At 62.0% G+C, this 14,253-nt stretch carries 13 protein-coding genes; 9 read left to right on the forward strand and 4 right to left on the reverse strand.

What is annotated here, in order from left to right; translation table 11 throughout:
- The first annotated feature begins 230 nt into the window (after nucleotides 1–230).
- From PSN43_RS09220 to PSN43_RS09235, 4 genes are all read left to right on the forward strand, one after another.
- Nucleotides 231–3,752: an FAD-binding and (Fe-S)-binding domain-containing protein gene (locus tag PSN43_RS09220; RefSeq protein WP_272700420.1), complete on the forward strand. Its 3,522-nt coding sequence runs from the start codon at nucleotides 231–233 to the stop codon at nucleotides 3,750–3,752.
- A gap of 168 nt (nucleotides 3,753–3,920) precedes the next feature.
- The gene (gene ruvX / locus PSN43_RS09225; RefSeq protein WP_272700421.1) at nucleotides 3,921–4,334 is read left to right on the forward strand and encodes a Holliday junction resolvase RuvX; all 414 of its coding nucleotides are present in this window, start codon (nucleotides 3,921–3,923) and stop codon (nucleotides 4,332–4,334) included.
- Nucleotides 4,310–5,374 (forward strand): endolytic transglycosylase MltG, encoded by a 1,065-nt coding sequence (mltG, locus tag PSN43_RS09230; protein ID WP_272700422.1) that lies wholly within the window; start codon nucleotides 4,310–4,312, stop codon nucleotides 5,372–5,374. The genes ruvX and mltG overlap by 25 nt, the downstream gene beginning before the upstream one ends.
- A gap of 82 nt (nucleotides 5,375–5,456) precedes the next feature.
- Entirely contained in the window at nucleotides 5,457–6,485 is a 1,029-nt protein-coding gene (locus PSN43_RS09235; protein WP_272700423.1) for a Ppx/GppA phosphatase family protein, read from the forward strand.
- A gap of 10 nt (nucleotides 6,486–6,495) precedes the next feature.
- Here PSN43_RS09235 and lepB read toward each other — a convergent pair whose 3' ends face one another.
- The 4 genes from lepB to PSN43_RS09255 form a co-directional block, all read right to left on the reverse strand.
- Entirely contained in the window at nucleotides 6,496–7,347 is an 852-nt protein-coding gene (lepB, locus tag PSN43_RS09240; protein WP_272700424.1) for a signal peptidase I, read from the reverse strand.
- A gap of 164 nt (nucleotides 7,348–7,511) precedes the next feature.
- Nucleotides 7,512–8,531: a glycosyltransferase family 2 protein gene (locus PSN43_RS09245; RefSeq protein ID WP_272700425.1), complete on the reverse strand. Its 1,020-nt coding sequence runs from the start codon at nucleotides 8,529–8,531 to the stop codon at nucleotides 7,512–7,514.
- A gap of 4 nt (nucleotides 8,532–8,535) precedes the next feature.
- Nucleotides 8,536–9,453, reverse strand: a complete 918-nt coding sequence (locus tag PSN43_RS09250) for an ATP-binding protein (RefSeq protein ID WP_272700426.1) — start codon at nucleotides 9,451–9,453, stop codon at nucleotides 8,536–8,538.
- 11 nt (nucleotides 9,454–9,464) lie between these two features.
- Nucleotides 9,465–9,662, reverse strand: a complete 198-nt coding sequence (locus tag PSN43_RS09255) for a hypothetical protein (RefSeq protein WP_272700427.1) — start codon at nucleotides 9,660–9,662, stop codon at nucleotides 9,465–9,467.
- A 208-nt stretch (nucleotides 9,663–9,870) separates the two neighbouring features.
- Between PSN43_RS09255 and PSN43_RS09260 the strand changes: the two genes are divergently transcribed.
- From PSN43_RS09260 to PSN43_RS09280, 5 genes are all read left to right on the forward strand, one after another.
- Complete coding sequence (locus tag PSN43_RS09260; protein ID WP_272700428.1) at nucleotides 9,871–10,242, forward strand: response regulator; 372 nt, start codon at nucleotides 9,871–9,873, stop codon at nucleotides 10,240–10,242.
- A 216-nt stretch (nucleotides 10,243–10,458) separates the two neighbouring features.
- The gene (locus PSN43_RS09265; RefSeq protein ID WP_272700429.1) at nucleotides 10,459–11,100 is read left to right on the forward strand and encodes a site-2 protease family protein; all 642 of its coding nucleotides are present in this window, start codon (nucleotides 10,459–10,461) and stop codon (nucleotides 11,098–11,100) included.
- 24 nt (nucleotides 11,101–11,124) lie between these two features.
- Nucleotides 11,125–12,114: a tryptophan--tRNA ligase gene (trpS, locus tag PSN43_RS09270; protein ID WP_272700430.1), complete on the forward strand. Its 990-nt coding sequence runs from the start codon at nucleotides 11,125–11,127 to the stop codon at nucleotides 12,112–12,114.
- 69 nt (nucleotides 12,115–12,183) lie between these two features.
- A complete protein-coding gene (locus PSN43_RS09275; protein ID WP_272700431.1) occupies nucleotides 12,184–12,612 on the forward strand; it encodes an FKBP-type peptidyl-prolyl cis-trans isomerase in 429 nt (142 codons plus the stop codon).
- Between the two features lie 76 nt (nucleotides 12,613–12,688).
- Nucleotides 12,689–13,864, forward strand: a complete 1,176-nt coding sequence (locus PSN43_RS09280) for a pyridoxal phosphate-dependent aminotransferase (RefSeq protein ID WP_272700432.1) — start codon at nucleotides 12,689–12,691, stop codon at nucleotides 13,862–13,864.
- Nucleotides 13,865–14,253 lie beyond the last annotated feature (389 nt).

A 14,253-nucleotide genomic window follows, 5' to 3' on the forward strand; every position in this document is an offset into this window, starting at 1 on the left:
GCAATGAGACATTTCCCCTTGGGATGCGGCATAACATGAATCCTCACTCAATTATAGAATTGTCTTATATTGACCGACAAAACGAATTCAAGTCAAGCGATTGCAACACTCATTGTTTTATATATTTCCGAAAGCCGGCGCGAAGTCCGAAGCGGACCGGCGCAAACTTGCCAACCGGGCAAAAAGGGCTTAACTCTCACCTCTTCACCCAACCCATGGAGTAATAAGACATGGCCCAGCTTGGACCTCATATATCTATTTCCGATGAACAGCTCATCACCCGCGCCCTCGGAGTGGTGGACATGGAACAGTTTCAGCACTGGCCCGAAAAAGTGAAGAAACTCGCCTCGAACCTGGCCGCCGAGCTTTTCCTCGTGCGCTACAACCCCTTCATCGACCCGGAATTGGTCCGCACGGCAGTGGACCGGCGGCTGAACATGTCCCGTCCCATGCTGGACCGTGAATTCGCCACCATCCTGACCAAGGGCATCGAACTTTTCTGGGAACGCCACGGCAACGAACTGGCCTTCCGCGACGAGATCGTGAAACGCCTCAAGGCGTTCATGCCCGAGGACGCCATCGGCCACGAGCCGCACTCCCGCATTGAGTCGGCCACCGACGCCACGGACCTGCGCATGGAACTGCCCATGCTCGTGCTCTTCCCCGAGGACGAATCGCAGATTCAGGGCATTGTCCGGCTGGCCAACGAAATGCGTTTCGGACTCATCCCGCGCGGCGGCGGCACGGGACTGACCGGCGGAGCCATTCCGGCCGAGGCGCGCAGCGTGATCCTGTCGCTCTCCCGTTTCAAACGGATCATCGACATCGACCCGGAGGCGCGGACCATGACCGCCCAGTCGGGCGTCATCACCCTGAACGCCATCCAGGCTGCGGCCAAGAAGGGACTGCTCTTCACCGTGGACCCGGCATCCAAGGCGGGCTCCTCCCTGGGCGGCAACATTTCCGAGAACGCGGGCGGGCCGTTCGCCTTCGAATACGGCACGACCATCGACAATCTCCTCAGCTACCGCATGGTCCGGCCCGACGGCTCGCTTATCGAAATCCGCCGCAAGGACCACCCGCGCCACAAGATCTACCCCTCCGACACGGCGATTTTCGAAATCCTCGACAACAAGGGCAAGCTCCTCGACACCGTGACGCTCGGCGGCGACGAGATTCGCGGCCCCGGACTCGGCAAGGACGTCTCCAACAAGTACCTGGGCGGCCTGCCCGGCGTGCAGAAGGAAGGCACTGACGGCATCATCACCACCGCGACCTTCATCTGCCACCCCGCCCTGGCCCACTCGCAGGTGCTCTGCCTGGAGTTCTTCGGCCGGTCCATGAACAACGCCATGCTGGTCATCAAGGACGTGGTCGGGATGCGCGACTCCATCCGCGAGGAGGGGGACCGGGTCAAAATCTCCGCACTGGAGGAATTCGGGCCGAAATACGTCCAAGCCATCGAATACCAGACCAAATCCACCCGATACGAAGGCGACCCCATCTCGGTCATCATCATGCAGCTCGACTCGGACGACAGGGAAGCCCTGGACGCTGCCTGCCAGACCGTGCTCGCCCTGGCCCAGCCCTACGACGGCGTGGACATCTTCGCCGCCCGCGACGAGCGCGAAGCCGAGCTGTTCTGGGAGGACCGCCACAAGCTGTCCGCCATCGCCAAGCGCACCTCGGGCTTCAAGGTCAACGAGGACGTTGTCATTCCCATGGAGGTCATCCCCCAGTTCTCGGAGTTCCTCGAAGACCTGAACCTGGTCTATCTGGCCAAGATATACTCGACCACCCTGGACAAGATCGAGAACCTGGAAGGCGTCAATCCCGAGGATGAAGACATCAGGGAAGCGCGCAGGCGCATCCGTTCCATCCTCGGCGGCAGCATCACGTCCCGCGACTTTTCCGATGTGGAGCAGGAGGCCCAGTGCCGATTCCTGTTCCTGAAGCTCCGCGACACCTATCCCAAGCTCGACCGCGAGATTAAGGACCTGTGGCAGGAACTCCAGCTCAAGCGCATCGTCATCGCCAACCACATGCACGCAGGCGACGGCAACTGCCACGTCAACCTGCCGGTCAACTCCAACGACGCGGAAATGCTGGCCGCCGCGCACGAAGCCGCCGACACGGTCATGACGAAGGTCCTGGAAATCGGCGGGCAGGTGTCCGGCGAACACGGCATCGGCATCACCAAGATAGGCTTCCTGAGCGAAGAAAAGATCAGGGCCCTCTCCCAATACCGCAAGGAAGTTGACCCCAACGGGGTGTTCAACCCCGGCAAGCTGGCCTCGCGCGAACTGCCGAGCACGCCCTTCACCTTCTCCTTCAACCGGCTCATCCACGACCTGGACGAGACCGCCCTCAAGGACAAGGAAGCCCTCATGGGCCTGCTCAGGAATATCCAGACCTGCACCCGCTGCGGCAAATGCAAGCAGGTCTGCCCCATGTACCAGCCCGCCCGCGGGCTCATGTACCACCCGCGCAACAAAAACATCGCCCTGGGCGCGCTCATCGAAGGCATCTACTACTCGCAGACCCAGACCGGCGAGCCCGCCCACGAGCTGATGAAGGAACTGCGCGACCTCATGGACCACTGCACCGCCTGCGGCAAATGCCAGGCAGCCTGCCCCGTCAAGATCGACTCGGCCGGCGCGGCCCTCTCCATGCGCTCGTTCCTCGACTCCAAGGGCAAATCCGGGCATCCGCTCAAGCAGATCGTCCTGCGCAACCTGGCAAAGAATCCGGCCCAGACCCTGCCCGTGGCCGCGAAGGTCCTGGCAGTGGGACAGTCCCTCCAGGACAAGACGCTCGGTATGGTCCCGGCCCGCTGGCTGTCCAAGATCCAGTCTCCGGTGGTGAAGAACCGCAGCCCGCATATGGACTACCACAACCTGGCGGAGAGGCTGCATCTGGAAGAAGGCTCGGTCTTCAAGAACCCGGGCGTGGACCGCGACCAGACCGTGCTCTACTTTCCCGGCTGCGGAGCATCGCTCTTCTCAAGGTCCATCGGCATGGCTTCGGTCTATCTGCTGCTCAAGTCCGGCGTGAACGTGGTCCTGCCCGACCACCACATGTGCTGCGGCTACCCTTTGCTCGCCTCGGGTTGCGAGGAGGCATACAAGACGAACCGCCACCGCAACGTCCAGGAATTCCTGGACCTGCTGGTCAAGACCGGCAAGGCGGGGCTGAAGGCGACTACCCTGCTCACGGCCTGCGGCACCTGCCGTGAGTCGCTGGAGACCTACGATTTCTCCTCCGAGCTGGCCGACCCGCTCAAGCACCTCGACGTGGTCCAGTTCCTCCTGGAGCGGCTGCCCGCCGCACGCCGGGCCGAACCGATCCTGTATCATTCGGCCTGCCACATGGAGTGGACCGGCGTGCCCAAGCTCAAGGCTCCGGAGATGTATCGCTCGGCCCTGGCGAGCCTGACAGGCGCGAACGTGGACCTCTCCCCCGGCTGCTGCGGCGAGTCCGGCCTCGGAGCCCTGACCAGCCCGGCCATCTACAACAAGCTGCGCGAACGCAAGCAGGAACAACTGCGCGAGGACCTCGGCTTCGACCGGCACCGTCCCATCGTGGTGGGCTGCCCGTCCTGCAAGGTCGGCATTAAGCGGTCCATGCTGCAAATGAAGCGGCCCAACCGCGTCCTGCACGCAGTGGAATACCTGGCCGAATGCGTGGGCGGTCCCAAGTGGGAGAAGGAACTCAACGAACTGCTCGACATGGTGGAACGCAAGGGGGCCTAGCCCCCTCGCGGCTCACTTGATCGGTCCGGGCCCGCCCGGCCTCCGAAGCCTGAAACGACGCATGGAGGAGACCATGGACAGCCACAAAATAAAAGACGAATCCGACGGGACCGATTCCCGCGTCCCGGCCGCTTGCCGCCTGGCGGGCCTCCCCTCGGAGGCCGCATAGTGCGCGCGCTCGGCATAGATTTCGGGCTCAAGCGCGTGGGGCTGGCCGTCTGCGACCCCACGGGCACCCTGGTTTCGCCCTACCGGACCATAGAGCGGACCACTCGCCAGGCCCTCTTTGACGAACTGACCGACATCATTCATGATGAAGCCATCGAAGCGGTGGTGGTCGGCCTCCCCCTCGCCATGTCCGGCGAGGAAACCCTGACCACCCGGCAGGCCCGCAATTTCGCCGAGAGCCTGGAACGAAGGATCGACGCGCCCGTCCACCTCATGGACGAGCGGCTGACCTCCGCCCAGGCCGAAGAGGAACTCAACGCCGCCGGGCTGCGCGGCAAAAAACGCAAGGCCGTTCTGGACAGCCAGGCGGCCGTGGTCATCCTTCGCTCATGGCTCGATTCCGTTACGTCCTGATCTCCCTGGCCCTGCTGGCCACCCTCACCGCGCTCGGCGCGGGCGGCTACGCATGGTTCAAGGCGTGGCAAGAGCAGCAGTTCCTGACCACAGCGCCCGAGACGCCGGGCCGCGAAGTCCAGTTCCGCGTGGCGCCGGGCCAGATATTCACCACCATAGCCGCCAACCTCAAGAAGGAAGGGCTCATCACCGACACCCGGCGCTTCTACCAGTTGGCCGTGCGCACGGGACGAGGCTCGGCCGTGCGCGCGGGCGTATTCCGCCTGTCCACGGGGTGGCTGCCCGAACGCATCCTGAATGAATTGACTTCGTCCAGCGGAGTCATGCAGCGGGTTTCGATCCGCGAAGGGCTGACATGGTGGCAGACGGCCCGGGTTCTCGAAGAATCGGACCTCGGCGATGCGGCCGGTTTCGCCAAGGCCGTGGCCGATTCCGAACTGCTGGCCGAATTCGGCATCAATGCCAGGGACGCCGAGGGGTACCTCTTCCCCGAGACCTACCTGGTCACCCCGCCCAAGGAACGCCCCTCGCGACACATGGCCGAGGTCATGATCCGGGAATTCTTCCGAAGCATCAAAAAGATATGGCCCGGCGGCCCGCCTCCGGCAGAGGAGCTGCACAAGACCGTGATCCTGGCCTCCCTCGTCGAGAAGGAAACCGGCGACGCGACGGAACGGGCCCGCATCTCCGGCGTATTCCACAACCGGCTGAAAAAGCACATGCTCATCCAATGCGACCCAACGGTCATCTACGGCCTGGGCCCGGACTTCGACGGGAATCTGAAAAAAAGCGACCTGCAAGACAAGGACAACGCCTACAACACCTACGTGCATCGGGGGCTGCCACCGGGCCCCATCTGCTCACCCGGCCTGGAATCGCTCGTGGCCGCAATGCATCCGGAGGAGCACGACTATCTCTATTTCGTCGCCAAGGGAGACGGTTCCCATTACTTCAGCCGGACTCTTGCGGAACACAACCGGGCCGTGCGCATGTATCAGCTCAAACGCAACCGCGCGACCTACCGCTCCACCAAACAGTAACGGCTCTCCGCCTGCCGTTGCGGTGTCACCGTTTTTTCTATAGGTTACAAAAGCAATCGCGACAGGACTCATGGGGGATAGGATGCGTCCGAGACTGAATACGGCATTGCTGGCAGGGTTTCTACTTGGCCTGTTCATCGCCTCGCCCGGAGCGGCGCAGGACGCCACCGTCGTCCGGCGGGCGGCCTTCGACATCGGCGCGGCGGTCATCAAATGCATCGTCGCGGACGTGGACGTCTCCACCGGACTGATCGTCAACACCGTGGACAGCCGGTCCGAAAAGGTCGACTTCGCCGAAGATCTGAGCCGCTCCTACGACGGCAACCTGAGCAAGGAAGTCATGGCCCAGGGGATCAAGATCCTCGAACGGCTCAAAGCCATGGCCGTGGAGCGGAACGCCCTGGAATACTCCGCCGTGGGCGGCAGACTCTTTCAAAAGGCCCAGAACGGAAGAGCGTACTTCGTGCGCATCCGTCAGGAGACGGGCATCCCGGCGCGGATCATCTCGGAGCAGCAGGCGGCCATGCTCAGCTTCCATGCGGCGCGCCACGCCCTGGCCGACAAGGCCGGAGACCTCCTGGTCTGGGATATCGGCGGCAACTCCATGCAGATGACCATCCGCAAGGACGACGGCGGCCTGCTCTTCTATCTCGACCCCATGGCCTCCGTGGCCTTCAAGAACGTGGTCATTCAGATCGTCCAGAATAAGGACATAAACATGACGGTCAGCCCCAACCCGGTCAGCTCCGAAGAGGCAAGCCAGGCCCTGGCCTACATACAGTCCCACGCGGCCATGACCGTTCCTATGTACATATGCAACAGGCTGGCCAACCAGAATTTGACCGTGGCTGGAATCGGCGGCGTGCATTACTACTCTGTGCCCGAGGTTCTGGGCGTCCGCAAGGCGGCCTACACCCGCGACGAAGTGGCGGCGGCTCTCAAAAAATGGACGGGCAAAACAGACAAGGATTTCAACAGCGAGTATGCCGAGAGCCGTCTGACCAACCTCATTCTGGTTCTGGGCTACATGGACGCCCTGGGCATCAAGGAAGTCCACCCGCTGAAGGTCAACCAGGCCGACGGCCTGCTGGCTGCCCGGGAATTCTGGTAGGCCGCGCCGCCTACCGCAGGGGCTCGCCCAGCCTGTCCGACCAGTCGGATGCCCCGGTGTCGCCGGGGAAATACACGTATCCGGCCCTTCCCTTTATCCGCGTCCTGGGCACCGGCCCGAGCCAACGCGAGTCGTAGCTGTCCTCGCGGTTGTCGCCCATGAGAAAATATTCGTCCTCTCCCAGGACCACCGGACCGAAGAGGTCCCGCACCGGGATCATCCCCTCCTTGGAATGGAAGGCGTAAGCCTCCTCCAGCGGAACGCCGTTCACCAGCACCTGCCGATCCCTGATCTCCACGGTCTCGCCGGGCAACCCGACGATCCGCTTGACGAAATCGAACTCCCGGGTGGCCGGCAGGGAAAATATGACGATCTCGCCCCGGCGCAGTTCGTCCTCGGGCTCCAGGATCTCGACCATAAAATGATCGCCCTCGCGAATGGTGGGCAGCATGGACGCGGACGGCACCTGGTAGGCCATGAAAAACCGCCCCTTGACCACATCCTCGAACACCAGGCCCGAAACGAAGCTGACGAGCAGGCAAAGCAGATAGACCCACCACCTGTTACACGGCTTGAGCGTGTATTCCTTCAGCCTCCGGGCCACGGCGAAAGCCTCCCCGGCCACGAACAGGTTGTAGCCGAGCAGGATCGACACGCACAGGAGCATGGCCGCGAAATCCGCCCAGAACAGAAGCATGAACAGGGCCAGGGCCAACTCGGCCAGATAGAAGCCGATCCCCTTTTTCCACTGGCCGTTGTAGACTTGGCCCAATCCCGGCGCAGCCAGGGAAAGGAGCAGCGCCAGCCAGGGGTTGCGGGGCTTGACGAAGCCCCGATTCGTATGAACATCGATATGGGTCATGTATGGACCCTCCCGAACCGGAGGCGGCCGGTTTGAGCGATTCGTCCCCGGCCTTGCGCTCTTGGCCGGGGCCGCGATCCGATACGGATGCGGGACAAGGGGAAAAACTCGTCTAAGGAAAAGAGTGCCAGATTCCGGCACGTTTGGCCAGGCGAAGACGAAAATCAGGCGGCTGGAATATAATCCCGCCCAAGCACGCTGCCGCGCTCGTCGAAAAACTTGAAAATTTCCTCCCGCGCCCCCCGGCTGGCCACATAGGGGATGCAAAAACCTTCCCCCGGTCCCGGTATCTCCGAGCGGTCGCGGACCGTCAGGCCGTTCACCCTGTGGCCGATTTTCTTCGGGTCCACATCGTAATAGGCGGCGAACTTGATGCCATGGGCAAGAAGCCGGTCGGCCCGCTTGCGGGTGGTGCGTCCCGAACCGAGGATATGGACCACCGGATGATGCGGATTGTTCCGCTTCAACCATCGGGCAAGGTATTCGGTCTTGATGCGGTAAAAGGCGTCCACGTCATAGCGGGGATGGGTGCGCGACAGCCTGTCCGGCGGATCGTTCCAGACCAGCAGTTCGGCGTCCGCCTTCATCATGCGCACCCCGCCTTCCAGCCAACGCAGGAGCAGGTCGTAATCCTCGGGGAAATCACCCTCCCGATAGGGGCCATGTTCCTCCAGGGTGGACCGGCGGAACATGATCGACGGATTGGGCACGGGAAATTCCACGAACCGGTTGAGGCTGATGGCCTCGTGGGTGAGAAGTTTGTTGGTCCAGTCCACATAGCGGGCGTACCCGCGGCAGGTTTTCCGGCAGCCGCCGAACCGCACCCGGCACCCGGCAAGGCCAACGTCGGGGTGGCCGTCAAGAAGCGCGGCCTGCGCGGCCAGCCTCCCCGGCAAGGCGATGTCGTCGGCGTCCATGCGGGCGATATACTCGCCCCGCGCGGCCTCGATGGCCGCGTTGGCCGCGCGGATGACGCCGCCGTGCGGAATCGAAAAACAACGAACGCGGGAATCCCGGCGCGCATACTCGGCCAGGATTCCCGCAGTGTCGTCGGTACTGCCGTCGTTCACGGCCACCACCTCGAAATCCGCGCCCTCCTGCGCCAGGAGCGAATCGAGCGCTTCGGCCACGGTATCCCCGCACTCATAGCAGGGCATGGTCACGGATATTCTCGGGGCGGCCACGACGCTATTCCGCCTGCGCCTTGCTTTCGGCCACGGCCGCCTTGATACGGCAGACCGAACAGATTTCGGCGCTGGTCGGCGAGCCGCACTCGGTGCACGGGGCGAGTTCCGCCCCGCTCTCCTTTTCCATGTGCGCGAAAGCGGGCTTTCCGTTCTTCAGAAACGACTGATAGAACTGGAGTTTCTGTCCTGGACTGCGGTGCTCGAGCTCACCCCACAACTCCTTGTGGCCGGTGAAGCTGGCCCCCGAAGCATACGGGCAGGGATCGGAATGAATCTCGATCCCCTTGAGGAAGGCGTAGTTGGCGGTCTCGAACTCGCTCAGCCTGAACAGCGGCTTGACCTTGCGCACGAACCCTTCGGACGCGGGCAGGACAGGCCCCTGGTCGGACAGGTAGGCCGTGTCCCAGCGCAGGGTGTTGGCGAACAGCCGGGCCACCTCGTCATCCAGGTTATGTCCCGTGGCCAGGACGTCGAAGCCTTCCTCCACGGCGATACGGTTGAAATGATGGCGCTTCATTTTTCCGCACACGGCGCAGACCGGGCGTTTGATGTGCTTCTTGACGTCGGGGATGGGCAGCCCCCAGGCCGCCATCTCGAAGACGCGCAAGGGAAGCTCGTGAAGCGAGCAGAAATCCTCGACCTTTTTCCGGGCCTTCTCCGAAGAATTCGGGATGCCCAGGTCGATGTGCAGGCCGGTCACGTCGTACCCCTGCAACTTCAATTCGAGCATCAGCGCAAGGGAATCCTTGCCCCCGGACAAGGCCACCAGGATGCGGTCGTCATGGGTGAACATCTTTTCGCGGCGGATGGCCGTCTCCACCTGCTTGGTGAAGAAAAGCGGGTAACAGTCCGCGCAAAAACCTGAATGGTGGCTCGGCAGGGCCACGTGGGCCGTCTTGCGGCATCGGGTGCATTTCATGTGTCGCCCCCCTAACCGGCCGAGGTTACTTTGCGGACCAGCAACTCGTCCCCATGGGAGAGCTTGCGGTCCGCGGTGAGCAATTCGCCGCGCCTGGCGACGATAGCCATGGTGGAACGGAGCTGCAATTTGTTCAGTACAGCCTGCACCGTGCGAATGTCGCTCAGCTCGATGCGCTTTCCGTCCGGTTCAAGATTAACAAAGATCATGTGGGTCTCCTTTGCCGCAGGTCATTTTGAGGGCCAACGGCTGGCCGGACAGTACCCAGGTTGGCGATCGAGTTCAAGTTCGCCCCCTCCCGCCGTCCCGCACACCGTGAGCGCGATGATTATTCGCCATAAAGGTTCAAACCGCGGTTGACCCTAAAGTGAAATATCGCCTATGTTCGAAACAAGGGCTAAATCCAAGGAGGAAGCCATGAGCCAACCAAAGATTCTCGTCGTCGACGATGAAAAACACATCCGAATGCTCTATAGGGAAGAACTGGAGGCGGACGGCTATACCGTGGCCACCTCGGACGGCGAGGAGGACATTCTCGACGTCGTCGCCAGGGAACGTCCGACCATCGTCATTCTGGACATCAAGCTGGGCGTCAACCGCTCCGGGCTCGATCTGTTGCAGGAAATCCGCACCAAGGATCAGCAGATACCCGTCATACTCTCGACGGCCTACGATTCATTCCAGCACGACCTCAAATCCATCGCCGCGGACTACTACGTGGTCAAGTCGGTGGATCTGACCGAACTGAAGGACAAGGTCAGAATGGCGCTGAACAAAGCCGGCTCGTAGCCGACCGCCACGCGCCTCCACTCCCGAAACGACGCCTTCCCGCAAGGGGAGGCGTCCGGCGTTTATGGCCAACCGAAAATCTGCGAAACCCGCTGCGCCCCGCATTTCACGGATGTCCGCCCACAAGACGGCGAACGTGTGAAAACGGCCGTCCAGGGCGGTCTGCCGGGCTGAATTCCCTTGCCGCCCCACCCCGTTGCATGGTAGCGGCTCCAGATGTTCGACATCACTGCACAGGACATCCGAATATATCTGACCCTGGCGCCGGGGCTGCTCATCGCCCTGGTTTTCCACGAAGTGGCGCACGGCTACGTGGCCTACCTGCTGGGCGACCCCACGGCCAAGTCGCAGGGGCGGCTGACCCTGAACCCGCTCAAGCACCTGGACCCCATCGGCACCCTGGCCTTCTTTTTCGTCCATTTCGGCTGGGCCAGGCCCGTGCCGGTCAACGCCGGTTTCTTCCGCAACCCGCGCAAGGGCATGATGTATACCGCCATGGCCGGGCCGGGCATCAACTTCATCCTGGCCGCCGCGTTCGCCGCCGCGTTCCATCTCATGGGACTCTTCGGGCTGAACCCGGCCAACGCCTTCTACGCAGTCGCCTACTACGGGGTCTTCGTGAACCTCATCCTGGCCGCCTTCAATCTTTTGCCCATCCCGCCGCTGGACGGCAGCAACATCCTGGCGTACTTTCTTCCACCCCGGGCCGCCTACAAGTATATGTCCCTGAGCCGCTACGGATTCATCATCCTCATAGCCATCATCCTGCTCGGCCGATACACCGGGCTCGATATCGTCGGCCGGGTGGTCATTCCCCTGGTCCAGGGCCTGGGCTCCCTGCTGGGCGTGCCCCTCTAACCTCTAACAGCAGACCACTTCATCATGAGCGAAAAACAACGAATCCTCTCCGGCATGAGACCCACCGGTCCCCTTCACCTCGGCCACTACTTCGGCGTCATTGCCAACTGGTTGAAGCTTCAGGAAGAATACGACTGTTATTTCTTTGTGGCCGACTGGCACGCCCTGACCAGCGAATACGCCGACCCCACCCGCATCAAGGGATTCATTCCCGGCCTGGTCAAGGACTGGGTGGCAGCGGGACTGGACCCGGAAAAATGCTCCATCTTCCAGCAGTCCCAGATCAAGGAGCACGCCGAGCTCAACCTGATTCTGTCCATGTACACCCCGCTGGGCTGGCTTGAGCGCTGCCCCACCTACAAGGACCAAAAGGAACAGCTGACCCAGAAGGACCTGAACACCCACGGATTTCTCGGCTACCCGGTCCTCATGTCCGTCGACATTCTCATGTACAAGCCCCTGGCCGTGCCCGTGGGCAAGGACCAGTTGCCCCACCTGGAGCTGACCCGCGAAATCGCCCGCCGCTTCAACCACCTGAACAACACCGAGCTGTTCCCGGAACCGGCCGACATGCTCACCGAAGCCCCGGTCCTGCCCGGCCTGGACGGCCGCAAGATGTCCAAGAGCTACGGCAACTCCATCATGCTCTCCGAGCCGCTGGACGAGATCATGCCTAAGGTTCGCGGCATGAAGACCGACGAGAACAGGCTGCGCAAGTCCGATCCGGGCGACCCCGCGATCTGCAACCTTTTCCCCTACCACAAACTCATGACCGATCCGGAAAAACTTCCCGAGATCGTCAAGGGATGCAAGGACGCCTCCTGGGGCTGCGTGGACTGCAAGAAGCTGCTCATGGAATCCCTGGAACGTTTCCTCACTCCCCTGCACGAACGCCGCGCCGCGTGCACCGACGAACGGGTTCGCGAAATCCTCGAAGCAGGCAACGCGAAGGCCCGCGTCTACGCCCGGCAGACCATGGAAGAGGTCCGAAAGGTCATCAACTTCGACTTCTAGGCAAAAACAGGCTATATTGAGGAAATCAACCCGGCCGAGATCGGGTCCAACAACCATCCAGGAGATTCTATGACTGCGCAGAAAGGCAGCACCGTCAAGGTTCACTACACCGGCACCCTCAAGGAGGACGGCAGCCAGTTCGATTCCAGCCAGGGCCGCGAGCCTCTGGAGTTCAAGCTCGGAGAAGGCATGGTCATCGCCGGTTTCGAGAATGCCGTGATAGGCCGGTCCGCGGGCGACACCGTGACCGTGGAAATCCCCCCCGAGGAGGGATACGGCTCCCCCAGCGCAGAACTGGTCTTCCAGGTCCGTCGCGAGCAGCTTCCCCCCGACGTGGAGCTGGAAGAGGGAATCATGCTGGAAATCCGCACCGAGGACGGCCAGCCCGCCTATGTCCGCGTGACCGAATTCGACGACGAAACGGTGACTCTGGACGGCAACCACCCCCTGGCCGGCGAGACGCTGGTCTTCGACATCGAAATAGTGGAAGTAGCGTAAAAAATACAACTTCGACCAACTTCCCCGCCTCTTGCTGCATCGGCGAGGGGCGGGGTTTTATTTTAAGAGACGCGACATGAGCATATCCGACAGATGCTGCGGCATCGCCCCGTTCCTGGCCATGGAGATCAACGAAAAAGCCGAAGCCATGGAGCGGGCCGGGCAGTCCGTCATCCGCATGTGTGTGGGCGAGCCCGACTTCGACACCCCCGAATGCGCGAAGAAAGCCGCCTGCAAGGCCCTCGACGAGAACCTGACCCACTACACCCATTCCCTCGGCATCCGTGAACTGCGCGAAGCCATCTGCGAAGACTACGGGAAGCGCTACGGCGTGACCCTCGACCCCGACAACATGGTCGTCACCCAGGGCACCAGCCCGGCCATGCTCGTCCTCTTCTCAACGATCCTCCAGCAAGGCGACAAGGTCATCACCTCCGACCCGTGCTACGCCTGCTACGACAATTTCATCCTCTTCGCGGGGGCCGAACCCGTCAAGGTCCCGGTCTTCGAGGACGACGGCTTCCAGTACCGCGTTTCCGCCATCCGCAAGGCCCTGGCCGAAAACGACGGCATCAAGGCCATCCTCATCAACTCCCCGGCCAACCCCACCGGCACCCTGCTCTCCGAGGAACGCCTCAAGGCCATCGCAGAAATCGCCGAGGAGCACGACCTGTGGATCATTTCCGACGAAATATACCACGGCCTGGTCTACGAGGGTAAGGAACACTCCATCCTCGAATACACGGACCGCGCATTCGTCTTCAACGGCTTCTCCAAGCTCTACGCCATGACCGGCTGGCGGCTCGGCTACCTCATCTCCCCGCCGAACTTCATGCGCACTCTCCGGAACCTCTGCCAGAACTTCTTCATCTCGGCCAACACCATGGCGCAATGGGGCGGATTGGCGGCCCTCAAGGAAGCCGGGGCCGACGTCGAACGCATGAAGACCACCTACAACAAACGGCGCGTCTACATGCTCGAACGCCTCGACAGCATGGGGCTGCCCGTCAAGAACGAGCCCACCGGGGCCTTCTACATCCTCGTCAACATGCGCAAACAGGCCGCCAAATTCGACGGCTCCTCCCTGGAGCTGGCTTACGACATCCTCGAAAAAGCACATGTCGCCGTCACCCCCGGCATCGACTTCGGACAGGGCGCGGAAGGCTACGTTCGTTTCTCCTACGCCACCTCCATGGCCAACATCGAGGAAGGCATGAACCGCCTGGAACAATACCTGAAAGACCTCGCCTAACCGCGACCGGCCACACGACCCGCAACGGGGGCATGGTCACATGCCCCCGTTTTTTCATGCCGGCTGGCCGGCCGGGCGTCTCCGACGGCCAGGGCGCTGCCCTGGACCTGCCAGAGAACCTTTTGGAAAAGGTTCTCTGGACTCTCCAAAACTTTTTAGCGCGCCTTCGGCAAGGGGCCGAATACTATTTGAAATACCGCTGAAATTGCGGGCGGCGCACATCCCGCGAAGCGGCACAAAAAGTTTAGGAAAAGGAGGGGATGGGGGTCCGGGGGAAGGGGAGGAAAGAAGGTACAGTCCGGGTACATAGGTAACACATTAGTCCGGGAACATGGGTAACACTTTGGGCATGGAAGCCTGGAGGTGCACATGCCCTGGAAAGAGGTGAA

The sequence above is a fragment of the Desulfovibrio sp. Fe33 genome, from assembly GCF_028532725.1.
Taxonomy (GTDB): domain Bacteria; phylum Desulfobacterota; class Desulfovibrionia; order Desulfovibrionales; family Desulfovibrionaceae; genus Pseudodesulfovibrio.

What these genes read in the sequence shown, in the direction of transcription:
- PSN43_RS09255 (WP_272700427.1), bottom strand. Translation starts at nt 9,662, where the DNA reads ATGATCTTTGTTAATCTTGAACCGGACGGAAAGCGCATCGAGCTGAGC.
- mltG (WP_272700422.1), top strand. Translation starts at nt 4,310, where the DNA reads ATGGCTCGATTCCGTTACGTCCTGATCTCCCTGGCCCTGCTGGCCACC.
- PSN43_RS09220 (WP_272700420.1), top strand. Translation starts at nt 231, where the DNA reads ATGGCCCAGCTTGGACCTCATATATCTATTTCCGATGAACAGCTCATC.
- lepB (WP_272700424.1), bottom strand. Translation starts at nt 7,347, where the DNA reads ATGACCCATATCGATGTTCATACGAATCGGGGCTTCGTCAAGCCCCGC.
- PSN43_RS09260 (WP_272700428.1), top strand. Translation starts at nt 9,871, where the DNA reads ATGAGCCAACCAAAGATTCTCGTCGTCGACGATGAAAAACACATCCGA.
- PSN43_RS09265 (WP_272700429.1), top strand. Translation starts at nt 10,459, where the DNA reads ATGTTCGACATCACTGCACAGGACATCCGAATATATCTGACCCTGGCG.
- PSN43_RS09250 (WP_272700426.1), bottom strand. Translation starts at nt 9,453, where the DNA reads ATGAAATGCACCCGATGCCGCAAGACGGCCCACGTGGCCCTGCCGAGC.
- PSN43_RS09235 (WP_272700423.1), top strand. Translation starts at nt 5,457, where the DNA reads ATGCGTCCGAGACTGAATACGGCATTGCTGGCAGGGTTTCTACTTGGC.
- PSN43_RS09275 (WP_272700431.1), top strand. Translation starts at nt 12,184, where the DNA reads ATGACTGCGCAGAAAGGCAGCACCGTCAAGGTTCACTACACCGGCACC.
- PSN43_RS09280 (WP_272700432.1), top strand. Translation starts at nt 12,689, where the DNA reads ATGAGCATATCCGACAGATGCTGCGGCATCGCCCCGTTCCTGGCCATG.
- trpS (WP_272700430.1), top strand. Translation starts at nt 11,125, where the DNA reads ATGAGCGAAAAACAACGAATCCTCTCCGGCATGAGACCCACCGGTCCC.